11 protein-coding genes and 3 rRNA genes are annotated in these 24,429 nt (G+C 68.8%); 11 read left to right on the top strand and 3 right to left on the bottom strand.

Annotation, left to right across the window (positions count from 1 at the left end; all coding sequences use genetic code 11):
* Window positions 1-39: 39 nt before the first annotated feature.
* A complete protein-coding gene (gene glgP / locus FRANEAN1_RS05225; protein WP_020458706.1) occupies window positions 40-2,604 on the top strand; it encodes an alpha-glucan family phosphorylase in 2,565 nt (854 codons plus the stop codon).
* A gap of 74 nt (window positions 2,605-2,678) precedes the next feature.
* Here glgP and glgX read toward each other — a convergent pair whose 3' ends face one another.
* Window positions 2,679-5,066: a glycogen debranching protein GlgX gene (gene glgX, locus FRANEAN1_RS05230; RefSeq protein WP_049795584.1), complete on the bottom strand. Its 2,388-nt coding sequence runs from the start codon at window positions 5,064-5,066 to the stop codon at window positions 2,679-2,681.
* A 283-nt stretch (window positions 5,067-5,349) separates the two neighbouring features.
* On the opposite strand from glgX, the gene FRANEAN1_RS05235 reads away from it, so the two are divergent.
* Window positions 5,350-6,126 carry an enoyl-CoA hydratase-related protein gene (locus FRANEAN1_RS05235; protein ID WP_020458708.1) on the top strand — a complete coding sequence of 259 codons (777 nt, stop codon included), beginning with the start codon at window positions 5,350-5,352 and terminating at the stop codon, window positions 6,124-6,126.
* 56 nt (window positions 6,127-6,182) lie between these two features.
* Here the strand turns inward: FRANEAN1_RS05235 and FRANEAN1_RS05240 are convergent, their stop codons facing one another.
* Both FRANEAN1_RS05240 and FRANEAN1_RS05245 read right to left on the bottom strand, forming a co-directional pair.
* Window positions 6,183-7,397, bottom strand: a complete 1,215-nt coding sequence (locus tag FRANEAN1_RS05240; RefSeq protein ID WP_157472350.1) for an endonuclease/exonuclease/phosphatase family protein — start codon at window positions 7,395-7,397, stop codon at window positions 6,183-6,185.
* A 28-nt stretch (window positions 7,398-7,425) separates the two neighbouring features.
* Window positions 7,426-9,147 carry a transcriptional regulator gene (locus FRANEAN1_RS05245; protein WP_347176988.1) on the bottom strand — a complete coding sequence of 574 codons (1,722 nt, stop codon included), beginning with the start codon at window positions 9,145-9,147 and terminating at the stop codon, window positions 7,426-7,428.
* A gap of 556 nt (window positions 9,148-9,703) precedes the next feature.
* Here FRANEAN1_RS05245 and FRANEAN1_RS05250 point away from each other — a divergent pair.
* From FRANEAN1_RS05250 to FRANEAN1_RS05290, 9 genes are all read left to right on the top strand, one after another.
* Window positions 9,704-10,489: an electron transfer flavoprotein subunit beta/FixA family protein gene (locus FRANEAN1_RS05250; RefSeq protein WP_041253713.1), complete on the top strand. Its 786-nt coding sequence runs from the start codon at window positions 9,704-9,706 to the stop codon at window positions 10,487-10,489.
* Between the two features lie 14 nt (window positions 10,490-10,503).
* Entirely contained in the window at window positions 10,504-11,466 is a 963-nt protein-coding gene (locus FRANEAN1_RS05255) for an electron transfer flavoprotein subunit alpha/FixB family protein (RefSeq protein ID WP_020458712.1), read from the top strand.
* Window positions 11,467-11,707: 241 nt separating this feature from the next.
* Window positions 11,708-12,256 (top strand): helix-turn-helix transcriptional regulator, encoded by a 549-nt coding sequence (locus FRANEAN1_RS05260; RefSeq protein WP_020458713.1) that lies wholly within the window; start codon window positions 11,708-11,710, stop codon window positions 12,254-12,256.
* Between the two features lie 893 nt (window positions 12,257-13,149).
* Window positions 13,150-14,657 (top strand): 16S ribosomal RNA (locus FRANEAN1_RS05265).
* 412 nt (window positions 14,658-15,069) lie between these two features.
* Window positions 15,070-18,181: ribosomal RNA gene (locus tag FRANEAN1_RS05270) — 23S ribosomal RNA — on the top strand.
* A 72-nt stretch (window positions 18,182-18,253) separates the two neighbouring features.
* Window positions 18,254-18,370 (top strand): 5S ribosomal RNA (gene rrf, locus FRANEAN1_RS05275).
* The 16S, 23S and 5S rRNA genes sit together here, the layout of an rRNA operon.
* A 497-nt stretch (window positions 18,371-18,867) precedes the next feature.
* Window positions 18,868-22,269 (top strand): methylmalonyl-CoA mutase family protein, encoded by a 3,402-nt coding sequence (locus FRANEAN1_RS05280; protein WP_020458714.1) that lies wholly within the window; start codon window positions 18,868-18,870, stop codon window positions 22,267-22,269.
* Between the two features lie 302 nt (window positions 22,270-22,571).
* Window positions 22,572-23,078: a MarR family transcriptional regulator gene (locus tag FRANEAN1_RS05285; RefSeq protein ID WP_020458715.1), complete on the top strand. Its 507-nt coding sequence runs from the start codon at window positions 22,572-22,574 to the stop codon at window positions 23,076-23,078.
* Window positions 23,079-23,192: 114 nt separating this feature from the next.
* Window positions 23,193-24,380: a cysteine desulfurase family protein gene (locus FRANEAN1_RS05290; RefSeq protein ID WP_041253714.1), complete on the top strand. Its 1,188-nt coding sequence runs from the start codon at window positions 23,193-23,195 to the stop codon at window positions 24,378-24,380.
* Window positions 24,381-24,429 lie beyond the last annotated feature (49 nt).

Here is a 24,429-nt window from a genome sequence, read left to right on the forward strand (position 1 = left end):
TGCGGCGAGTTCATGCACCCTGTTTAGGCTTCCCGTCTCGTGAGAGCGCTGCGCCGATTCACTGTCCGTGCCCAGCTCCCGGAGCAGCTCGCTGCGCTGGGCGAGCTGGTTCTGAACCTTCGCTGGTCGTGGCATCCGGAGACCCTCGACCTGTTCGAGTCGGTCGATCCGGAGCTGTGGCGGGCCTGTGAGGGCGATCCCGTCCGGCTGCTCGGCGAGGTCGACCACGATCGGCTCGTGGCGCTCTCCGCCGACCGGAAGTTCCTGCGCCGGCTCTCCGACGCCGCCGACGACCTGCAGGAGTACCTGACCTCCGACCTCTGGTACCAGAAGCAGGCGATCCCGGGCGCACCCAGCGCCATCGCCTACTTCTCGCCGGAGTTCGGGATCACCGAGGTCCTCCCGCAGTACTCGGGCGGCCTGGGCATCCTCGCCGGCGACCACCTGAAGACCGCCAGCGACCTCGGGGTGCCGATCATCGGGGTCGGCCTGCTCTACCGGGCCGGCTACTTCGTCCAGTCGCTGTCGCGGGACGGCTGGCAGCAGGAGCGCTACCCCGGTATCGACCCGCACGGCCTGCCGCTGACGCAGCTCACCGACGACGAGGGCGCCCCGGTGAAGGTCGCCGTCGGCCTGCCCGAGGGGCGCACCCTGCACGCCCAGATCTGGAAGGCGCAGGTCGGACGGGTCCCGCTGCTGCTGCTCGACTCCGACGTCGAGGACAACCAGTCCGCCGAGCGGGGCGTCACCGACCGCCTCTACGGCGGCGGGACCGACCACCGGCTCCTCCAGGAGATGCTGCTGGGGATCGGCGGCGTCCGCGCGCTGCGCGCCTACGCGGCCGTCACCGGCTCGCCGGCGCCGGAGGTCTACCACACCAACGAGGGCCACGCCGGCTTCCTCGGGCTGGAGCGCATCCGCGAGCTCACCGAGACCGGGCTGAGCTTCGACGAGGCGCTGGAGGCCGCCCGCGCCGGCACGCTGTTCACCACCCACACGCCCGTGCCCGCCGGTATCGACCGGTTCCCGAAGGACCTGGTGGCCCGCCACTTCGGCGGCGACAACAGCTGGCCCGGCGTCCCGGTCGACCGGGTGCTCGAGCTCGGCGCCGAGCCCGACCCCAACGTGTTCAACATGGCCCACATGGGCCTGCGGCTGGCCCAGCGCTCCAACGGCGTCAGCAGCCTGCACGGCATCGTCAGCCGGGAGATGTTCGCCGGCCTGTGGCCCGGCTTCGACCACGCCGAGGTGCCGATCGGCTCGGTGACCAACGGCGTGCACGCCCCGACCTGGGTCTCCCGCTCGATCACCGAGCTGGCCGACCGCCAGCCCGGCCCCGGCCTGCTCAGCGGCGGCGCCGAGGCCTTCACCCGGTTCGACAAGGTGTCCGACGAGGCCATCTGGGCGACCCGGCGGGAACTGCGCGAGCAGCTCGTCGCCGAGATCCGGCGCCGGGTCCGCGTCTCCTGGCTGCAGCGCGGCGCGGCCCCCGGCGAGCTCGACTGGGTCGAGTCCGTCTTCGACCCGGACGTGCTCACCATCGGGTTCGCCCGCCGGGTGCCGTCCTACAAGCGGCTCACGCTGATGCTGCGCGACTCCGAGCGCCTCAAGCGGCTCCTGCTGCACGCCGACCGCCCCGTCCAGATGGTCATCGCGGGCAAGGCCCACCCGGCCGACGACGGCGGCAAGCTGCTCGTCCAGCAGATCGTCCAGTTCGCCGACAATCCGGCCGTGCGCCACCGGATCGTCTTCCTGCCCGACTACGACATCGGCATGGCCCGCTTCCTCTACGCCGGCTGCGACGTCTGGCTGAACAACCCGCTGCGCCCGCTCGAGGCGTGCGGCACGTCCGGGATGAAGGCGGCGCTCAACGGCTGCCTGAACCTCTCCATCCGGGACGGCTGGTGGGACGAGATGTTCGACGGTCAGAACGGTTGGGCCATCCCGACCGCGGACGGCGTCGAGGACCCCGACCGCCGCGACGACATCGAGTCGGCGGCCCTGTACGACCTGCTCGAGAACACGGTGACGGCGCGCTTCTACGACCGGGCGACGCCGACGTCCGCCCCGCCGCGGTGGACGGCGATGGTCAAGCACACCCTCTCCACGCTCGGCCCGCAGGTGCTGGCGACCCGGATGGTGCGCGAGTACGTCGAGCGTTACTACGTGCCCGCCGGGGTGTCGGCCCGCCAGGCCACCGAGGGCGACCTCGCCGGGGCGCGCGACCTCGCGGCCTGGAAGCACCGAGTGCGCAGCGCCTGGTCGGGCGTCCAGGTGCTCAACGTCGACTCGGCCGGGCTCGGGGACACCCCCCAGGTGGGCCAGTCGCTGGTCGTGCGGGCGACGGTCGACCTCGGCGGGCTCGACCCGGCCGACGTCGAGGTGATCGCCTCCTACGGCCGGGTGGACGAGACCGACCGCATCATGGCGCCCGGCACGCTCTCGCTGACCGACGTGGGCGAGGGGGAGGGCGGCCACGGCCACCGGTACGAGGGCACGATCCCGCTCGGCCGGACCGGCCCCTTCGGCTACACGGTGCGAGTCCTGCCCCGCCACCGCCTCACCGCAAGCCCAGCCGAACTCGGCCTGGTCACAAACCCCTGACCCACCCCCGCGCCCTGGGCCTCCGGCCTCCGGGCCCAGGGCGGCCGGCGTGGTTGCTGAGTGTCATCATGAACTCACTCAGCCGCCACACTGCGATCGGAGCCGCCGAGGGCCCGCAGGATGAGGACCGTTCGTCCGGCCACGTCGAGTTGCGCGCCGGCCGCCAGTGTCCGGCGGGGCTCGGTGATCGTGTCCGGGAACCCGGCGAGGTCGTCCGCGGCGGTGTCGAGCAGCAGGTCGTACCAGGTCGCCCAGGGCGCCCCGGGAAGCACGACCGTCCGGTCCTCGCCCTCAGGATGGATGACCAACAGCAGGCTCTCCCCGGTGACCGGCGTGCCCGCGGCGTCGGTCCACTCGATGCCCTCCCCGGCCAGGTGCGCCACCAGGATCGCCACCTGCGGGGCGTTCCAGTCCGCGGCCGACATCACCACGCCGTCCTGCCGGAACCAGGTGATGTCGGGCAGCCGCTGCGGGGTCGGCGCGCCACCGCGGAAGAACCGCTGCCGCCGCAGCACCGGTGCGGCCCGTCGCAGTCTGCTCAGCCCGCCCACCAACGTGACCAGCGCCGGATCAGGACCTGCCGGATCCGCGGCCGGCACCTCGCTGGCCGGCACCTCGCTGGCCGGCCCATCGCCGGGCCCACCGGCCTCGGGGGTTCCTGCCGTTCCGTTCGGCCAGGCGAGCCAGGAGACCGCGTTGTCCTGGCAGTAGGCGTTGTTGTTGCCGCCCTGCGAACGTCCCAGCTCGTCGCCGGCGAGCAGCATCGGCACACCGGCCGACAGCAGCAACGTGCTGATCAGGGCCCGGCGGGCCCGGCGGCGGTTCGTGAGGATCTTCGGGTCGTCCGTCGGTCCCTCGGCGCCGTGGTTCGACGACCGGTTCTCCGACTCCCCGTCCCGGTTGCCCTCCCCGTTGGCCTCGTTGTGCTTCTCGTTGTACGAGACCAGGTCGGCGAGGGGGAAACCGTCGTGCGCGGTGACGAAGTTGACCGAGGCCCAGGGCCGGCGTCCCGAATGCTCGTAGATGTCGGACGAGCCGGTGATCCGGTATCCGAGATCCGCCACGCTGCCGGTGCGGTCGCTGAAGATGTCACGCAGGGTGTCGCGGAACCGGCCGTTCCACTCGGCCCACGGCGCCGGGAACGCGCCGACCTGGTACCCGCCCCAGCCGAGGTCCCACGGCTCGGCGATCAGCTTGACCGAGGACAGCAGCGGGTCGGCCTGGATCGCGGTCAGCAGCGGCGCGGCCGGCTCGAACCCGTCCGGTGACCGCGCGAGCGCCGTCGCCAGGTCGAAGCGGAACCCGTCCACCCCCATCTCGGACACCCAGTACCGCAGCGAGTCGCAGATCAGGCGCACGACGTGTGGCGACGTGGCGTCGACGGTGTTCCCGCAGCCGGTGACATCGCGGTAGCGGCGCGGGTCGGTGGGTTCGACGCGGTAGTAGGCGATGTTGTCCAGCCCGCGCAGGCTCAGTGTCGGCCCGCGCTCGCTGCCCTCGGCGGTGTGGTTGTAGACGACGTCGAGCAGCACCTCGATACCCGCGTCGTGCAGCGCGGCGACCATGGCGCGAAACTCGGCGACGGGGTCGTCCGTGGCCGCGTAGCCGGGGTGCGGGGCGAAGAACGCCAGCGTGTTGTAGCCCCAGTAGTTGGAGCGGCTGTTCTCCAGCAGCGTCGTCTCGGAGATGTGCGCGTGGACGGGCAGCAGCTCGACCGCGGTGACACCGATCCGCAGCAGGTGGTCGACGACCGCCGGATGCGCCAGGCCGGCGTAGGTCCCGCGCAGCCGCTCGGGCACCCCCGGGTGAAGCATGGTGAAGCCCCGGACGTGCAGCTCGTACAGGATCGTGTCGGCCCAGGCCGTCCGCGGCCTGTTCGCGGCCGGGTCCGGCCCCGTCACGGACCCGGCGGCAGACCCCGCGACGGATCCCGCGGGAGGCCGCGTGACGGGTCCGGTCACGACGCCCTTTGGCACATACGGTGCCGAGTCCCGGTTGTCGGGGTCCTGCCCGTAGGGATCGCCGGCCACATACCCGTGCACCGCCGGATGGGGCACGAAGCTCCCCGTGACCCGGCGCGCATAGGGGTCGAGCAGCAGCTTCGCCGGGTTGTACCGCTCGCCGCGCCCGGGCGCGTACGGCCCATGAGCCCGCAGGCCGTAGGCCTGCCCCGGGCCCACCCCGGGGATGTAGCCGTGCCAGACACCGCCGTCCCGTTCGGGAAGCCGGTACCGCGTCTCACCACCCGAAGTGGTCTCCGCGCCACCGTCCGTTCCGGGGGCCGGGCCGGTGCCGAGGCCGGTGCGGCCGGTGGCGCCCGAGCCGTCCTGGCCGCCCGAGCCGTCCTGGCCGTCGAACACACAGAAATCCACCGCGTCGGCACCGGGCGCCACGACGGCGACGTTGACTCCCTCGCCGTCCCACCACACGCCGAGCGGGGTGGCCGAGCCGGGGCGGATCATGGGAACGACGCTAACCGCCACATCATCCGGTGGTCCCCCGAACTCTCACCTCCACCCATCCCAAGTGACCGGCGTCACTTCCCGTCCCGCGGCGCACCCAGTTGGCCGACGCCCGGTGGACTGGGCGTGGTCCTGGGGTGGTTGTTGGCGGCCTGAACGTGGAGGCCTACTCGTCTAGTGTTGGCTGCGGCCCGGCGGGGGAGTCTCCGGCGGGCGGGTGGCTCACGGATGCGCGGAATCGTGCTGAGGATTCATGGTTTCGCGGCGATGCGGAGGTTTGGCGATGGCGGTCGTGCGGCTCGAGGTCTCCGACGGTGTCGGGACGATCAGGCTGGACCGGCCGCCGATGAACGCGCTCAACGCGGCGCTTGCCGCTGAGCTGCGCGCCGCCGCCCTCGAGGCCACCGCCCGGGCGGACGTCCGGGCCGTTGTCGTCTACGGCGGCGAGAAGGTGTTCGCCGCCGGGGCGGACATCAAGGAGATGGCGGGGCTGGACGTCGCCGGCATCACCGGCTGGGTCCGCGATCTGGCCGCGGCCTTCGACCTGGTGGCGCGTATCCCGAAGCCGGTCGTCGCGGCCGTCACGGGCTATGCCCTCGGCGGCGGCCTGGAGCTCGCGCTGTGTGCCGACTTCCGGGTCTTCGCCGAGAACGCGAAGGTCGGGCTGCCCGAGATCACCCTCGGTGTGATCCCGGGCGCCGGTGGCACGCAGCGCCTGCCGCGGCTCGTCGGGCCGGCCCGGGCCAAGGATCTCGTCTTCAGCGGCCGGCAGGTGCGGGCCGCCGAGGCGGAGGCGATCGGGCTGGCCGACAAGGTCGTCCCGGCCGATGAGGTGCACGCCGAGGCCCTGCGGATGGCGGGTCGCTTCGTCACGGGGCCCGCCCTGGCACTGGCCGCGGCGAAGCAGGCGATCGACGACGGCGGCGACCTCGCGCTCTCCGAGGCGCTGCGGTTGGAGTCGGCGCTGTTCATCGGCCTGTTCGGTACCGAGGACCGCCGCCACGGCATGGACTCGTTCATCGAGCGCGGCCCGGGCAAGGCCGACTTCGTCGGCCGCTAGCCGTCGCAGCACCCGACATCGGCCCCGGCCCGGTCTGCGGCCCGGGGCCGGGTTGGTCAGCGTAGGGCCAGATCGGCGGTCACCGGCTTGTGGTCGCTGTCGAACTCGGAGCCGACCTGGTAGCCGGTGACCGCGAAGGCCGGTGACGCGAGGACGTGGTCGATCCGCAGCACCGGTGGGAACGCGACCGTTTTCGCGTTCCAGGTCGGCGTCCAACCGGCGCCGAGGACGTCGTGGGCGTCGCGCACACCGGCGGAGAGCAGCCGGCGCAGCGGACGGTGGTCGCGGGTGGCGTTGAAGTCGCCGGCGAGCACGACCGGCAGTTTCGACGTCTCGACGTCCTCGCGGAGGTGGTCGAGCTGGGCGCGCCACCGTTTCGCGTAGTCCCCGCTGGTCGGCGAGATCGTGTGTACCGCGTACATGACGAAGGAGCGGCGCTCGTCGACCCGCACCGTCGTGCGCAGTGACATGCTGCCGGCCACCTCGGGTGCCGCCGTGTCCGACAGCGGGAAGCGGGAGAACACCGCGGCGCCGAACGCGCCGTCCTGCGGGTGGACCTCGGAGTACCGGTACTCCTTCAGCGCACCTGACGCCTGGACGTCCGCCAACGTCAGCGGCGAGAGCTCGACCAGCACCAGGACGTCGGGGTCGGCGGCCTCGATCTGCCGGCCCAGCCGGCCGGCCTCGGTGTTGGAGTAGAGCAGGTTCGCGCTCATCACCCGCAGCCGGGCCGAGCCCTGCGGGACGTCATCGGCGTCGCCGGGGAGGACCTCGGGCAGCGCCCAGACCAGGTGGGCGACGACTAGCAGCGCACAGAAGATCATGAGCAGGTTGCGTCGCAGCGCGAAGCCGATCGCGAGCGCCGCGTAGACCGGCAGGTACAGCAGCGGTGTCAGCGCGTTGAACGAGGCGAACGGCCAGGCGAACGCGTCGTCGAGGTGGACGAGGCGCACCGCGGCGATGACGGCGAGCGCCACCGTGACGACCCAGGCGGCGAGCACCAGGGCGATCCGGGCCGGCGGATGCGTCCCGCCCGCCCGGCCGGGCGGGTCGGACGGGATCGCCGGGATGTCGCCCGCGCCGATGCCCGTGCCCGTCCCGGCACCGACGTCACCCCCGCCGCTTCCGCTTCCACCGTTGCCGCCGCCGCTCCCACCGCCGTTACCTCCGCGGCTTCCGCCGCCGTCGGTAGCTCCGCCGATGTTGGTGCCGTAGCTGGAAGTGGGGGCGCGTCGGCCGATGCGGCGGCCGATGCCCTTCGCGGGGCTCACCGGACATAGGGTGCCCGGTCCACGCCGGTCAGCCGACGGCGGGTTCCGGCCGCTGGGGGGAAGGTCGCACGAGACCAGCGGCGCGTGAGCGCCACTCACGGGCCGCGACGGCTTTCGAGAAGCCGGCGATCGTCCGGTCCAGCTCGGAGAGTTTGTTGACGATCCGGGTGGAGGACACCGGGCCGGCCACCTCCACCGCCCGGTACCCGGCTTCGAGGGCCGCCTCGAGCTCGGGGCGCGGGCGTTTCAGGTAGGACAGCGCCAGGTCCGCCTCCGCGTACGCGCGGGTCCGGGCCCGCGCCGGACCCTGCAGGTCACGTGCCTCCAACAGCCGCTTCTCGGCCATCTCCGCCCGGCCCAGCAGGAGGAGGCAGTGGCCCTGACACTCGGCCACGTCGCCGATGTTGTAGTGCCCGGCCCAGGACGGGGCGTCGCCGGGCTCGCGGGAGATCGTGCGCTCCAGCGCGTCCAGGGCACGCATGCAGCCGGCCTCGTCGCCGTTGCGGGCGAGGGCCCACGCCAGCTTGTCCTGCAGCATCGCCTGCACGGCCGGCGCGGACTGCCGGGCGGACCGGTCGATCGCCGCGCGCGCCAGGGACAGACTGTGCCGGTTGTGCCCCAGGGCCGCGGACTGGTCGCTCATCGCTGACAGCACCCGGCCGGCCATCATGACGTCGTCGGCGTGCTCGGCCAGCGTGAGTGCCTGGATGTAGTAGCGCTGGGCCAGCGCCTGGCGGTTGCAGTCCTGGGCGAGCCAGCCGCTGAACTGGGCCAGCTCGGCGAGGGCGCCGAAGGTGTCGGTGTCGGCCGGTCCCGCCACAGCCGCCCGCGTCCGGTCGTGCAGGAACGTCACGACCTGGGGGCGGATCTCACTGCTGCCGAACCGGGCGTCCAGGCGGCGGAACGTCTCGGTCATGTCCCGGATCATCGCTCCGCCGGACGGGGAGGACGGGACGTCCGCGCTGATCCGGCGGATCATGCCGGTGAGGCTGGACAGCACGGGGTCGGCGAAGGCGGTGGCGACGAAGGCCGCCCCGTCATGTAGGACGTCACGTCGCCGCATGTCTCGTCCCGAAAGTCCAGCGAGCGTCCGCAGGGTGTCGTCGGGGATGTCCGCGACGGCGAGGCCGAGGTCGTCGCGTTCACTGGCTTCGCCCCGCCAGCTGAGGTCGGCGGGGGTCACCGGGTAGCCGACGAGGGCGGAGAGCTCGGCCGCGGCCAGCTCGGCGACCATCGGGTCCCGGGGCCGCATGCCGCGGCGCCAGTGCCCGACGGTCGTCCGGGCTAGGCCGAGCTCGATGCGGCGCTGGGATCGGGCGCGGTTGTTGACCTGACGTGCGAAGCGGGTGTCGGAGACGTTGGCCTCGGCGAGCAGGCGGGAGAACAGGGTCGGCGTGCCGGATTCGCCGGTGTTGGGGCTGGTACCGGCACCCCTGGTGCCGTCTGCGCGGGTGCTGCTGGCGCCGCCAGCGCCACCCGCGCCGGTGGACGTTCCGCCGGCGGCCTTGCCCGCGGCAGCCTTCGCCGTCGGCCTGGCGTGCCCGGTGGACGCCATCGACGGCGCCGGGACCTGGTTGTTCGGGAGCTGGGTGGCCGGGATGTGCGTGCCCGGGATGTCGGCGGCGGACTGCGCTGTCGAGATGCGGTCCGGCGGGATGATCTCCGGGGAGGTGTGGTCCGGGGAGATACGGGCCGACGGGCGGCCCGGCCGGATCGGGCCCGACAGGGTCAGGGGCGGCCCAGCCACCATGAGTTCTTCCGCGACCATCAGACCCCCGTCTGCTCGATGTGGCCGGATGGGCCTTTACCAGGCCCTCGGCTACCTCATGGGGCAGAAAGTAGCCGATTGGTCACACATTCAGGAAGAGGGTGTGCAGTAGTGGGCCGGAATGCACGGTCATGGTGGGACCCGGGCCTCTTGCGGTAGGGGCGGTCGAAGTGGGAGACATCATGGCAAACCAGGCCGCTGTCGCGGCGGTGCCGGGCGGCGTCGATGGCCGATCCGTCAGATCGGTCCGCCCGCGGACGCGCCCGGTGGGCGTCACCCGTCCCGCCGCCGCGCGCGGTCGGTGGCCGTCGCCGTGGGTGGGCGGCCGTGTCGTAATACGCCGGTCGCGGCTGCGCCGGCCGGCGCCGTTGTGTCCGGATGATGTCTCCCGGATGTCCGTCGCCGCCGGGCTGACATGCCCGGAGCGGGCGGATTGCGGCCTGCATCACGGCGCCGATCATCGGGCATGTCAGGGCGTCAGATGCGACGATGCGTGGAGGACCGACATCGATATTGCTGGCTACGGAGGCCCCAAGGCGTGAACATCGTGGTTACCGTCAAGCAGGTTCCCGATACCTGGGCGGAGAAGAAGCTCGACGCCTCGGACAAGACGGTCGACCGTAAGAGCGTCGACAACGTCATGAACGAGATGGACGAGTACGGGGTCGAAGAGGCCCTGAAGATCAAGGAAGCCCATGGCGGCGAGGTGACGGTCGTCACGATGGGGCCGGAGAAGGCCGTCGAGACGATCCGCAAGGCTCTCTCGATGGGCGCCGACAAGGCGGTGCACCTGACCGACGAGTCGCTGCACGGCTCCGACGCCCTCGCCACCTCCGCCGCGCTGGCGAAGGTGATCTCCACGCTCTCGCCGGACCTGATCATCACCTCCTCGGAGGCCTCCGACGCCCGGGGCGGCGTCATGGGCGCCCTCCTCGCGGAGCGTCTCGGTCTGCCGCAGCTCACGCAGGCCCGCAAGGTCACGGTCGACCCGGGCGCGAACAAGGTCTCCGTCGAGCGCCTCGCCGACAACGGCTACGCGCTCGTCGAGGCGACCCTGCCGGCCGTCGTGGGCGTGGTCGAGAAGATCAACCAGCCGCGTTACCCCTCGTTCAAGGGCATCATGGCGGCCAAGAAGAAGCCCCTGACCAAGCTCTCGGCCGCCGACGCCGGTCTCGACGCGGGCTCGGTTGGCCTCGCCGGGGCGACGTCCACGGTTGTCGACGCGCAGCCGGCACCGCCGCGCCAGAGCGGCACCATCGTCAAGGACGAGGGCGACGGCGGCGCGAAGGTCGCTGCGTTCCTCGCGGCCCAGAAGCTCATCTGAGGGGTTGTTGTTCGATGGCTGAAGTTCTTGTACTCGTCGAGCACAGCGATGGCGAGCCGAAGAAGGTCACGGCCGAGCTGCTGACGCTGGCCCGCACGATCGGCGAGCCGTCGGCGGTGTTCCTCGGCGGCCCGGGCAGCTACGCCAAGGCGAAGGAGTACCTGGCCCAGTACGGCGCGGCCAAGGTCTACCTGGTCGAGTCCGAAGACGTCGCCGACTACATCGGGGCGCCGGCGGCCGAGGTCCTGTCGAAGCTGGTCGCGGACGTCTCGCCCGTGGCGGTCCTGGCCGCGGCCACGCCGGACTCCCGTGAGGTCGCGGCCCGCACGGCGGCCCGCACGGATTCCGGCCTGATCTGGGACGCCACCGCGCTCACCTCCGACCTGACGGCCACCCAGGGCATCTTCGGCGGTTCGACGATCGTCAACTCGAAGGTCACCAAGGGCACCCCGATCGTCGTCGTCCGGCCGAACTCGACCGCACCCGAGGCCGCGCCGACGACCCCGGTGGAGACCCCGGTCGACATCGCGATCTCCGACGCCGCGAAGGGCGCGAAGATCGTGGACCGCGTCGTCGAGGCGAAGTCCGGCCGTCCGGACCTCACCGAGGCCCAGATCGTCGTCTCCGGCGGCCGTGGCCTGGGTGCCGCCGAGCACTTCGCGCTGGTCGAGAAGCTGGCCGACACGCTCGGCGCGGCCGTCGGCGCCTCGCGCGCCGCGACCGACGCCGGCTGGTACCCGCACCAGCACCAGGTCGGCCAGACCGGTAAGACGGTGTCGCCCCAGCTGTACATCGCGGTCGGGATCTCCGGCGCCATCCAGCACCGGGCCGGCATGCAGACCTCGAAGACGATCGTGGCGGTCAACAAGGACCCCGAGGCCCCGATCTTCGAGTTCGCGGACTACGGACTGGTCGGTGACCTGTTCAACGTCGTCCCGCAGCTCACCGAGGAGATCCAGAAGCACAAGGCCGGCTGACCAGCCGAGCCGCTCCATCCGGGACGGCCCGCGACCGGGCCGTCCCGACCGGGCGCAGGACGGCCGGGTGCGTTCCCTCCCTTCCGGTGGGGCCGCACCCGGCCGTCGCCGTTCCCGGGGCGCTGAGGTCGTCTCCCGGCGGAAGCCTCTCCCGGTCCCGCCGCCCCCGGCTCCTGAGCAGGGGCAGTCCGCGCCATCGACGGTTACGCTCGGTGTCGAGCTGGGAGCGGGAGGTGTCTGAGTGTCGCTACGTCACGGGTTGCTGGGGCTGCTCGCGGAGGGTCCGGCCAGTGGCTACGACCTCACGAGGCGATTCGAGCAGGTGCTGGGCGCCGTCTGGCCGGCCGGGCACCCGCAGATCTACGGGGAGCTGAGCCGGCTCGCCGGCGACGGCCTGATCGAGATCGACAGTGAGGGCCCCCGCGGCCGCAAGGCCTACCGGATCACCGACTCCGGCCTGGACGAGATCAGGCGCTGGCTGCGTGAGCCGTCGGAGGTCGACCACACCATGCGGCTCCAGTCGCTGCTGCGGTCGTTCTTCTTCTGGCTCATGGAACCGGCGGACCTCAACCAGCACCTGGTGCGCGAGGCCGAGTTCTTCGCGTCGGCGGCCGGCCGGTACCGCGCCTACGCGCAGGCCACCGACCGCGGCGACTTCCCCGACACCCCACAGAACCGGTCGCTGCGCCTGGCGATCGAGGGCGGAGCGCGGCTGTACGAGGCCCTGGCCGGCTGGGCACGGTGGGCGGCCGAGCGCTCCGAGGCGGCGGGTGGACGTCCACGGCCCTGAAACGCGAGCCGGCAGCTCTCGGGCGCATCGGAAGCCACCTGGGCGCAGCAGGCAACCGCGAGAACACCGATACCCGGCCATGGACGTCGAAGCGTGCGATACCCGGCCACGGATGTTCCGCGGGCACAGGTGTCGGGGCGCTCGATATGGGGTAGCAGTCCTGAAGCGGCGCAACCGTCGGAACTCGCCGGGAGAGACCCACCGTGGGCAGGCCTGCGGGGCCCGGGGGAAGCCGGGCAGCGGCCGGTAACAGACGGTCGGGGAGCCTTCGCCGGGCTCGGCGGCGGGCGGGAGCGGGGCCGACCCAGGCCTGGATTGCATATGTCGGGGTGGTCCACACACCCCCGCGGATCGCTCGTGTATAGTTCCATCTCGCCGCCCACCCAGGACGAACAGTCCAGGGCGTTGGCGGGCCAGGATCCTCCGAGGGGGCATGGACCCCCCGAGGAAGAGGCCCGAAAACGATGCGGTAAGGTTTGAAAGAGTGGCAGTCACCGGCTCGGCCGGAGTGATTTGACACAAGCCCGAAAGTCTCGGTAACTTAACCGAGTCGCCGCAGCCGAGGCCGAAAGGCCGAAACGGATACGGCAAACAGCCAAGCCGAAGTCCAAATCGCCAGCCAAAACAGGGCGGTTTGACAAAGGCCAGAAACACCAAGTAAGCTGAAAAAGACGCACCGGGCAACGCCGAAAGGCAAAGAACGGTCGCATCTGCTCCTTGAGAACTCAACAGCGTACCGAATAGTCAGTGCCATATTTTTAACCCCCGTCCATGGCCAGGGCTTAGTGCTTCTGGTTGTGGTGGGAAATTCCTTTGGCAATGACAGACTCATACGAGGATCTGTCTTGCCAGGATCGGTTGGGCTTGGCGGCCCGACCATCTCTTTCAAAGCATTGATGGAGAGTTTGATCCTGGCTCAGGACGAACGCTGGCGGCGTGCTTAACACATGCAAGTCGAGCGAGGAGCTTGCTCCTAGCGGCGAACGGGTGAGTAACACGTGGGCAACCTGCCCCAAGCTCTGGAATAACTCCGGGAAACCGGGGCTAATGCCGGATATGACATCATCGGGCATCTGGTGATGTGGAAAGATTTATCGGCTTGGGATGGGCCCGCGGCCTATCAGCTTGTTGGTGGGGTGATGGCCTACCAAGGCGACGACGGGTAGCCGGCCTGAGAGGGCGATCGGCCACACTGGGACTGAGACACGGCCCAGACTCCTACGGGAGGCAGCAGTGGGGAATATTGCGCAATGGGCGAAAGCCTGACGCAGCGACGCCGCGTGAGGGATGACGGCCTTCGGGTTGTAAACCTCTTTCAGCAGGGACGAAGCGAGAGTGACGGTACCTGCAGAAGAAGCACCGGCCAACTACGTGCCAGCAGCCGCGGTAATACGTAGGGTGCAAGCGTTGTCCGGAATTATTGGGCGTAAAGAGCTCGTAGGCGGCCTGTCGCGTCGGCTGTGAAAACCCGGGGCTCAACCCCGGGCCTGCAGTCGATACGGGCAGGCTAGAGTCCGGTAGGGGAGACTGGAATTCCTGGTGTAGCGGTGAAATGCGCAGATATCAGGAGGAACACCGGTGGCGAAGGCGGGTCTCTGGGCCGGAACTGACGCTAAGGAGCGAAAGCGTGGGGAGCGAACAGGATTAGATACCCTGGTAGTCCACGCCGTAAACGTTGGGCGCTAGGTGTGGGGGACCTTCCACGGCCTCCGTGCCGCAGCTAACGCATTAAGCGCCCCGCCTGGGGAGTACGGCCGCAAGGCTAAAACTCAAAGGAATTGACGGGGGCCCGCACAAGCGGCGGAGCATGTGGCTTAATTCGATGCAACGCGAAGAACCTTACCAGGGCTTGACATGCAGAGAAATCCTGTAGAGATATGGGGTCCTTAGGGGCTCTGCACAGGTGGTGCATGGCTGTCGTCAGCTCGTGTCGTGAGATGTTGGGTTAAGTCCCGCAACGAGCGCAACCCTTGTCCTATGTTGCCAGCGAGTCATGTCGGGGACTCATAGGAGACTGCCGGGGTCAACTCGGAGGAAGGTGGGGATGACGTCAAGTCATCATGCCCCTTACGTCCTGGGCTGCACACATGCTACAATGGCCGGTACAATGGGCTGCGATACCGCGAGGTGGAGCGAATCCCAAAAAGCCGGTCTCAGTTCGGATCGGGGTCTGCAACTCGACCCCGTGAAGTCGGAGTCGCTAGTAATCGCAGATCAGCAATGCTGCGGTGAATACGTTCCCGGGCCTTGTACACACCGCCCGTCACGTCACGAAAGTCGGTAACACCCGAAGCCGGTGGCCCAACCCTTGTGGGGGGAGCCGTCGAAGGTGGGACCGGCGATTGGGACGAAGTCGTAACAAGGTAGCCGTACCGGAAGGTGCGGCTGGATCACCTCCTTTCTAAGGAGCTTTCTGGCTGGGTGCCCCTGTAGTGGGTGGTTGCCTGGTCCAGAGCGATGATCAGTCGAGTGGCTGGTCTGGATGCTCATGGGTGGAACGCTGGCTTGTTCTGCTGACTGCTGGTTCGGATCTTGGGTTCCTGTGTGGGCTTGGGGTTGGGGCTGGGGTTGGTGGGTCGGTACGCTGTTGGGTCCTGAGGGAGTTAGGTGCCCTCGTGTGTGGCCCTGCTTTTGTTCGACTTGCCTCGATGGCCTTCTGGTTGTCGGGGTTGTTGGGCGGGGTGGGTGTGCGGGCTGGTTGTGGTGGGATACCGCTGTTGCCTTTTGGGTGATGGGTTTGGTCTCACGGGCGCGGCTGGTTTCCGTTCGTAGTTTGAGAACTGCACAGTGGACGCGAGCATCTTTATCTTTGTGGCCAAGTTATTAAGGGCGCACGGTGGATGCCTTGGCACCAGGAGCCGATGAAGGACGTGGGAGGCTGCGATATGCCTCGGGGAGCTGTCAACCGAGCTATGATCCGAGGATTTCCGAATGGGGAAACCCGGCAGGGCTTTAAATCCTGTCACCCGTGCCTGAACACATAGGGCATGTGGAGGGAACGCGGGGAAGTGAAACATCTCATTACCCGCAGGAAGAGAAAACAACCGTGATTCCGCGAGTAGTGGTGAGCGAAAGCGGATGAGGCTAAACCAGTTTCGTGTGATAGCCGGCAGGCGTTGCGTAGCTGGGGTTGTGGGACTGTTCTGATGTTGCTGCCGCTTCGTCGAAGAGTGAGAAAACGTGTTGTTAGCCGAAGGTCATGCGAATGGACCGCCATAGAGGGTAATAGCCCTGTAGGTGAAAACGGCACGTCTCTTGAGCAGTATCCCAAGTAGCACGGAGCCCGTGAAATTCCGTGTGAATCTGGCGGGACCACCCGCTAAGCCTAAATACTCCCTGGTGACCGATAGCGGACTAGTACCGTGAGGGAAAGGTGAAAAGTACCCCGGGAGGGGAGTGAAATAGTACCTGAAACCGTGTGCCTACAATCCGTGGGGGCTGGGCTTTTCGGAGCCTGGTGACCGCGTGCCTTTTGAAGAATGAGCCTGCGAGTTTGCGGTGTGTGGCGAGGTTAACCCGTGTGGGGTAGCCGTAGCGAAAGCGAGTCCGAATAGGGCGTCTGAGTCGCATGTCCAAGACCCGAAGCCGAGTGATCTACCCATGGCCAGGTTGAAGCGCGGGTAAGACCGTGTGGAGGACCGAACCCACCAGGGTTGAAAACCTGGGGGATGAGCTGTGGGTAGGGGTGAAAGGCCAATCAAACTCGGTGATAGCTGGTTCTCCCCGAAATGCATTTAGGTGCAGCGTCACGTGTTTCTTGCCGGAGGTAGAGCACTGGATGGCCTAGGGGGCCTACAAGCTTACTGAAGTCAGCCAAACTCCGAATGCCGGTAAGTGAAGCGTGGCAGTGAGACTGCGGGGGATAAGCTTCGTAGTCGAGAGGGAAACAGCCCAGATCGCCAGCTAAGGCCCCTAAGCGTGCGCTAAGTGGAAAAGGATGTGGAGTCGCATAGACAACCAGGAGGTTGGCTTAGAAGCAGCCACCCTTGAAAGAGTGCGTAATAGCTCACTGGTCAAGTGATTCCGCGCCGACAATGTAGCGGGGCTCAAGCGCACCGCCGAAGCTGCGGCATGCATAGTGAACCCGGCCTTTTCGGAGGTCCAGGTCTGTGCGTGGGTAGGGGAGCGTCGTATGGCGTGTGAAGCGGCGGGGTGACCCAGCCGTGGATGCCATACGAGTGAGAATGCAGGCATGAGTAGCGAATGACGGGTGAGAATCCCGTCCGCCGAATGACCAAGGGTTCCTGGGGCAGGCTTTTCCGCCCAGGGTGAGTCGGGACCTAAGGCGAGGCCGACAGGCGTAGTCGATGGACAACGGGTTGATATTCCCGTACCGGCGCTGACGCGCCCATGCTGAACCTGGTTTGTGCTAACCGTTCTGGTTCTTGTTCTGCCTTCGGGTGGGGCTTGGGCTGGTCGGGATCCCGGCTGGTAGTAGGCAAGCGATGGGGTGACGCAGGAGGGTAGTCCAACCCAGGAGGTGGTTTTCCTGGGGCAAGGGTGTAGGGCGAAGTGCAGGTAAATCCGTGCTTCATGTGCCTGAGACCTGATGCCGAGCCGATTGTGGCGAAGTGGGTGATCCCATGCTGCCGAGAAAAGCCTCTAGCGAGTGTCAGGGCCGCCCGTACCCTAAACCGACACAGGTGGTCAGGTAGAGAATACCGAGGCGTGCGAGTGAACTGTGGTTAAGGAACTCGGCAAAATGCCCCCGTAACTTCGGGAGAAGGGGGGCCACTTCCTGTGTAGGAGTTTACCTCCGAAGCGGGGAGGGGCCGCAGAGACCAGGGGAAAGCGACTGTTTACTAAAAACACAGCTCCGTGCGAAGTCGTAAGACGATGTATACGGAGTGACGCCTGCCCGGTGCTGGAACGTTAAGGGGACGGGTTAGCTCTTTGGGGCGAAGCTCAGAACTTAAGCGCCAGTAAACGGCGGTGGTAACTATAACCATCCTAAGGTAGCGAAATTCCTTGTCGGGTAAGTTCCGACCTGCACGAATGGCGTAACGACTTTCCTACTGTCTCAACCACAGACTCGGCGAAATTGCATTACGAGTAAAGATGCTCGTTACGCGCGGCAGGACGGAAAGACCCCGGGACCTTTACTACAGCTTGATATTGGTGTTCGGTTCGGTTTGTGTAGGATAGGTGGGAGACTGTGAAGCTGGGACGCCAGTTCCGGTGGAGTCATTGTTGAAATACCACTCTGGTCGTACTGGATGTCTAACCTCGGTCCGTGATCCGGATCAGGGACAGTGTCAGGTGGGTAGTTTAACTGGGGCGGTTGCCTCCTAAAGGGTAACGGAGGCGCCCAAAGGTTCCCTCAGCCTGGTTGGCAATCAGGTGTTGAGTGCAAGTGCACAAGGGAGCTTGACTGTGAGACAGACATGTCGAGCAGGTGCGAAAGCAGGGACTAGTGATCCGGCGGTGGCTTGTGGAAGCGCCGTCGCTCAACGGATAAAAGGTACCCCGGGGATAACAGGCTGATCTTGCCCAAGAGTCCATATCGACGGCAAGGTTTGGCACCTCGATGTCGGCTCGTCGCATCCTGGGGCTGGAGTAGGTCCCAAGGGTTGGGCTGTTCGCCCATTAAAGCGGTACGCGAGCTGGGTTTAGAACGTCGTGAGACAGTTCGGTCCCTATCCGCCGCGCGCGCAGGAGACTTGAGAAGGGCTGTCCCTAGTACGAGAGGACCGGGACGGACGAACCTCTGGTGTGCCAGTTGTTCTGCCAAGAGCATGGCTGGTTGGCTACGTTCGGAAGGGATAACCGCTGAAAGCATCTAAGCGGGAAGCTCGCTTCGAGATGAGGTCTCCCACAGGGTAGCCTGGTAAGGCCCCCGACTAGATGATCGGGTTGATAGGCCGGAGGTGGAAGTGCGGCAACGCATGGAGCTGACCGGTACTAATAGGCCGAGGGCTTGACCACAAAGATTCTGCTGTTCTGCGTCCACTGTGCGGTTCTCGGGCTGCGACCGGTTTCGGTTGGGTCTGATAGTGTTTCGGTGGCTTTGGCGAAGGGGAAACGCCCGGTTCCATTCCGAACCCGGTAGCTAAGCCCTTCAGCGCCGATGGTACTGCGTGGGTGACCGCGTGGGAGAGTAGGACGCCGCCGGACTTCTTTTGGTGGGGGCTGTTTCTGGCTGTGGCCGGGAGCAGCCCCCACCTGTATTTCCGGACCTTTTCCCGGCCGACGGCTGATGTCGGAGCGGCTGATGTCGGAGCGACGGAGGCGGTTGCCTGAGGCAGCCCCGTCGGCCCGGCTGCCAGCCATGCAGGACACCCCCGCTGGTCTCGGTGACCAGGCCGCCGGCGAGTGCGCTCCGGCCCGCTCGGCTCATCGGCTGGCGTCAGGCTTGTGAGAAGGAGCCCAGGCGGAGGCCCCTGGAGCGCTCGGCCCGGCGCCGGAACCCGGAACGTGGAGGGTTCGGGTGGTGCCGGAACATCAGGTCACGGCGACCGGTCCTCCTGCTGTGTGACGGGTGTGACGGGTTCGACGCCCCTGTGTCGCCCGCACGTCCATGGTCTCGGTGGCCCCAGTTAAATGGACGTCCTACTATCGGAGTGCCAACGACGGTCGTTGGTGTCCGCGTACCGTCCTCGGGAGCAAGCCACATGAGCGCAGCCACCGTGGTGGGCCAGCAGGCCCCCGCCCTGCACGTGCCCGTCTGGTCGGTGCGCGTCGTCACCGCGGCGTCGCTGTTCGACGGTCATGACGCGGCGATCAACATCATGCGCCGGATCCTGCAGGCCCAGGGAGCCGAGGTGATCCACCTCGGTCACGACCGGGGCGTCGACGAGATCGTGACGGCGGCGATCCAGGAGGACGCGCAGGCGGTCGCGATCTCGTCCTACCAGGGTGGTCACGTCGAGTACTTCACCTACCTGGTGGACCGGCTGCGGGAGCGGGGAGCCGGGCACATCGGCGTGTACGGCGGCGGTGGCGGGGTCATCGTGCCGGACGAGATCGCGCTACTGCACTCCCGCGGTGTCGCGAGGATCTTCTCCCCGGAGGATGGCCAGCGGCTCGGCCTGCACCTGATGGTCAACAGCATCGTCCGCGACGGGGACGTCGATCTCGCGGCGCGCCCGCCGGCGGTCGAGGCGGTGCGGGCCGGCGACGAGTCCGCGCTGGCCCGGGCGATCACCGTGCTCGAGGATGGCCGGAACCCGGCCCTGGCCGCAGCGCTGCGCGAGGCGGCCGAGTGCGGACCGGCCGTGCCGGTGCTCGGCATCACCGGTACCGGCGGGTCCGGGAAGTCGTCGCTCACGGACGAGGTGCTGCGCCGTTTCCGTCTCGACCAGGAAGACGGCCTGCGCATCGCCGTCCTCGCGGTCGACCCGACCCGGCGGCGCGGCGGCGGTGCGCTGCTCGGCGACCGGATCAGGATGAACGCGCTGGAAGCCGGTTTCCTCGGCGGTGAGCCCGACGGCGGCGGCCCGGCGAAGGGCCGCCGGGGGAACGGTGCCCGGGGGAACGGTGCCCGGGGGAATGGCGTCCACGGGAGCGGGGTCTTCTTCCGCTCGCTGGCCACCCGCGGCGCGGGGCGCGAGCTGCCCGAGCACCTCGCCGACATCATCGCGGCCTGCAAGGCCGCCGGGTACGACCTGATCATCGTGGAGACTCCGGGCATCGGCCAGGGCGACGCGGCGATCGTGCCCTTCTGTGACGTCTCGATGTACGTGATGACCCCCGAGTACGGGGCCGCGTCCCAACTCGAGAAGATCGACATGCTCGACTTCGCGGATGTCGTGGCGGTCAACAAGTTCGAGCGCCGCGGAGCGGAGGACGCGCGGCGCGACGTCGCGCGTCAGATGGTGCGCAACCGGGAGGACTTCGGCGCCTCCTGGGAGGAGATGCCGGTGTTCGGCACCTCGGCCGCGCGGTTCAGCGACGACGGGGTGACCGCGCTCTACCAGTTCCTACGCGACCTGCTGCGCGAGCGCGGGCTGCGCGTGGTCCCGGGCCGGCTGCCGGCGGTGGACGTCCGTGTCTCCTCGGGGCTGACGACGGTGGTGCCGCCGGCGCGGGTCCGCTACCTCGCGGAGATCGCCGATGCGGTGCGCGGCTACCACGCGCACACCGAGGAGCTGTCCGAGCTCGCCCGCCGGCGCCAGCACCTGTCCACGGCGATCGCCGAGCTCGACGGCGCCCAGGCGGATCACGCCAGCTCGAATGGCGCCGGCGGTCCGGGTGACGCGCTGGCGCGGCTGCGGAGCCTCCGGGACGCGGCTGACGCGGCGCTGGACGCGCGGACCCGCGAGCTGCTCGACGGCTGGCCCGCCCTGGTCGCCGAGCGGTCCGGCGAGGAGATGGTCTACACGGTGCGCGACCGGGAGATCCGCACCCCGCTGCGGCGCACGACGCTGTCGGGTACCGCCGTCCCCCGGGTGGCGGTGCCGCGGATCGACGACGACGCCCGCCTCGTGCGGTTCCTGCGGCGGGAGAACCTGCCGGGGCTCTTCCCGTTCACCGCGGGCGTGTTCCCGTACAAGCGGGCCGGTGAGGCGCCGGCGCGGATGTTCGCCGGCGAGGGCGACCCGTTCCGCACGAACCGGCGGTTCCACCTGCTCTCCGCCGACTCGCCGGCGACCCGGCTGAGTACCGCGTTCGACTCGGTCACGCTTTACGGGCGGGACCCGGGCCCCCGCCCGGACGTGTACGGAAAGATCGGGACGTCCGGGGTCTCCGTGGCGACGCTGGACGACATGAAGGCGCTTTACGCGGGATTCGACCTGTGCTCGCCGACGACGAGCGTCTCGATGACGATCAACGGCCCGGCCCCGGCGATTCTGGCGATGTTCCTCAACACCGCGATCGATCAGCGGCTCGAGCTGTTCCGGACGGAGAACGGGCGCGAGCCGTCGGCGGCCGAGACGGCCGAGGTGGCAGCCTGGGCGCTGGCGAACGTGCGCGGCACCGTGCAGGCGGACATCCTCAAGGAGGACCAGGGCCAGAACACCTGCATCTTCTCGACGGAGTTCGCCCTGCGCTGCATGGCGGACGTGCAGGAATGGTTCATCGACCACCGCGTCCGAAACTTCTACTCGGTTTCGATCTCCGGCTACCACATCGCGGAGGCCGGGGCGAACCCGATCAGTCAGCTCGCGTTCACGCTCGCCAACGGGTTCACCTACGTCGAGGCCTACCTGGCGCGCGGAATGCGGATCGACGACTTCGCGCCCAACCTGTCGTTCTTCTTCTCCAACGGCATGGACGCCGAGTACAGCGTGATCGGCCGGGTGGCCCGGCGGATCTGGGCGGTCGCGATGCGCGAGCGCTACGGCGCGGCGGAGCGCTCCCAGAAGCTCAAGTACCACGTGCAGACCTCGGGTCGGTCGCTGCACGCGCGGGAGATGAACTTCAACGACATCCGGACGACCTTGCAGGCATTGTGCGCGATCTACGACAACTGCAACAGCCTGCACACCAACGCCTACGACGAGGCTGTGACGACGCCCACGGAGCAGTCCGTGCGGCGGGCGCTGGCCATCCAGATGATCATCGATCAGGAATGGGGGCTCGCCGGGAACGAGAACCCGCTGCAGGGCTCCTTCGTGATCGACGAGCTGACCGACCTCGTCGAGGAGGCGGTGCTGGCCGAGTTCGAGCGGATCTCCGAGCGGGGCGGTGTTCTCGGCGCGATGGAGACCGGTTACCAGCGCGGGCGCATCCAGGATGAGTCGATGCTCTACGAGCGGCGCAAGCACGACGGCTCCCTGCCGATCATCGGGGTGAACACCTTCATCGGGCCGGACGCCGACGACAAGGGAGCCGGTCCGCTGGAGCTCGCCCGGGCGACCGAGGAGGAGAAGCAGTCCCAGCTGCGGCGCCTGGCGGACTTCACCAGCCGTAACCGCGAGCCCGCCCAGCAGGCTCTCGAGCGGCTGCGGCAGGTCGCCGCGGCGGGCGGTAACACTTTCGAGGTGCTGATGGACGCCGTGCGGGTGTGTTCCCTGGGCCAGATCAGCGCGGCGTTCTTCGAGGTCGGCGGACAGTACAGGCGTAACATCTGACGACGTGACCGCGGGCCGGTGCCGGTGCCGGTGCGCGGGCAGCGGCGCGTCGAGCGTGTGCACCCACGCCACCTGGTTCGTCGATCATCAGGCGATCACCAGATGTCGGTCGGACGTCGATCCGGGCGTCGGCGGGGATGCGCACCTGGGCGCGCTGTGTGGCCTTCATGTTGCCGGCATCGCCAACGTTGCCAGCATCGCCGTTCCCGGATGCAACGGTCGTACGCCGGAATGGCTATTGTTGATGGCTCCGCTGTCGATGGTCTGCCGGCCCGACGATCCCGTCCTGGAGAATTGCACCCGTGTCACAGCCGAAACCGCTTCCGACCGACCCGATCGCGGAGGCGCACCGGCAGTGGACCGCCCACGGATGGGGGCCCGTCGCGGACGGCATGGCCGCCGTCACCTCGCTGATGCGCGCGCAGCAGATCCTGCTCGCCCGGGTCGACGAGGTCCTGCGGCCCCTCGATCTCACCTTCGCCCGCTACGAGCTGCTCATGCTCCTGCTGTTCAGCCGCAAGGGCTCGCTGCCGCTGAGCCGCATCGGGAGCCTGTTGCAGGTGCACCCGACCAGCGTCACCAGCGCCGTGGACAGGCTGGAGGCCCGCGGGCAGGTGCGCCGCCTGCCGCATCCGACGGATCGGCGCGCGATCCTCGCCGAGATCACCGAGGACGGGCGGTCGACGGCGCTCGCGGCCACCGAGAAGCTCAACGACACGGTGTTCGCCGACCCCGGGCTTCCTGACAGCGGTGTGCGGGACCTCGTCGAGCTGCTCACCGACCTGCGGCGCGGTGCCGGCGACTTCTGACCCGCCCGGACCCGGACCCGGGCCAGCCGGTGCCCCGACCCGGTGTGCGGCCGGGTTCGGGCGGTCGTCCCGAGGCCGGGTGGGGCGCCCGAGTGGCGGCTACCCTCTACAGACGTGACCTACCTCGACCACGCGGCGACCACGCCGATGCGCCCGGAGGCCGTCGCGGCGTTCACCGCTGTGTTGACGGACGCCGGGAACGCCTCATCGCTGCACGCCGGCGGTCGGCGCGCCCGCCGGATCGTCGAGGAGTCGAGGGAGTCCCTGGCCGAGGTGCTGGGCGCGCGGCCGTCCGACCTGATCTTCACTGCGGGCGGCACGGAGAGCGACAATCTGGCGATCAAGGGGCTGTACTGGTCGCGCCGCGCCGCCGACCCGCGCCGGCGCCGGATCCTGGTCAGCGCGGTGGAGCACCCGGCGGTGCTGGACACCGCGTCCTGGCTGGCCCGGCGGCAGGGGGCGGTGCTGGAGACACTGCCGGTGGACGAGACCGGCCTGGTCGCCCCCGAGGTGCTGCGCGCCGCGGTGGAGTCCGACCCGGCCTCGGTCGCGCTCGTCTCGGTGATGTGGGCGAACAGCGAGGTGGGCACCATCCAGCCGGTCGCCGAGCTGGCCCGGGTCGCCCACGCTCACGACATCCCGTTCCACACCGACGCCGTCCAGGCGTTCGGGCAGATCGAGACGTCGTTCGCCACCAGCGAGGCGGACGCGCTGACGATCAGCGCACACAAGATCGGCGGCCCGGTGGGGGTGGGCGCGCTGCTCGTGCGGCGTGGGGTCGAGGTGGAGCCGCTGGCGCACGGCGGCGGGCAGGAGCGCGATGTCCGCTCCGGGACGCTCAACACCCCGGGAGTGGCCGCCTTCGCCGCGGCGGCGGCCGCCGTCACCGCGGAACTGCCCGCCGAGCGGGTCCGGCTGGCCTCGCTGCGCGACGACCTCGTGCGCCGGGTGCTGGCCGAGGTGCCCGGGGCGACGCTCAACGGTGCCGCCCCCGGCCCCGGCCGGCTGCCCGGAAACGCACACCTGACCTTCCCCGGCTGCGAGGGCGACTCGCTGCTGATGCTGCTCGACGCGCACGGGGTGGAATGCTCGACGGGCTCGGCCTGCTCGGCGGGAGTGGCGCGGCCCTCGCACGTGTTGTTGGCGATGGGCGCCGGTGAGGCCCACGCCCGTGGGTCGCTGCGGTTCTCACTCGGGCACGGCTCGTCGGCGGCGGACGTCGACGCGCTGGTCGCCGTGATCGGTCCGGTGGTGGCGCGCGCCAGCCGCGCCGGTGAGCTCGCGGGTCTGAGCGCGGGGTGAGTCGATGAGCCGGCGGCGGGAGCGCCCGCCGAGCCGGCGGTGTGGACGA

Source organism: Parafrankia sp. EAN1pec, assembly GCF_000018005.1.
Taxonomy (GTDB): domain Bacteria; phylum Actinomycetota; class Actinomycetes; order Frankiales; family Frankiaceae; genus Parafrankia; species Parafrankia soli.

What these genes read in the sequence shown, in the direction of transcription:
- FRANEAN1_RS05245 (WP_347176988.1), bottom strand. Translation starts at nt 9,147, where the DNA reads ATGGTGGCTGGGCCGCCCCTGACCCTGTCGGGCCCGATCCGGCCGGGC.
- FRANEAN1_RS05255 (WP_020458712.1), top strand. Translation starts at nt 10,504, where the DNA reads ATGGCTGAAGTTCTTGTACTCGTCGAGCACAGCGATGGCGAGCCGAAG.
- FRANEAN1_RS05235 (WP_020458708.1), top strand. Translation starts at nt 5,350, where the DNA reads ATGGCGGTCGTGCGGCTCGAGGTCTCCGACGGTGTCGGGACGATCAGG.
- glgX (WP_049795584.1), bottom strand. Translation starts at nt 5,066, where the DNA reads ATGATCCGCCCCGGCTCGGCCACCCCGCTCGGCGTGTGGTGGGACGGC.
- FRANEAN1_RS05280 (WP_020458714.1), top strand. Translation starts at nt 18,868, where the DNA reads ATGAGCGCAGCCACCGTGGTGGGCCAGCAGGCCCCCGCCCTGCACGTG.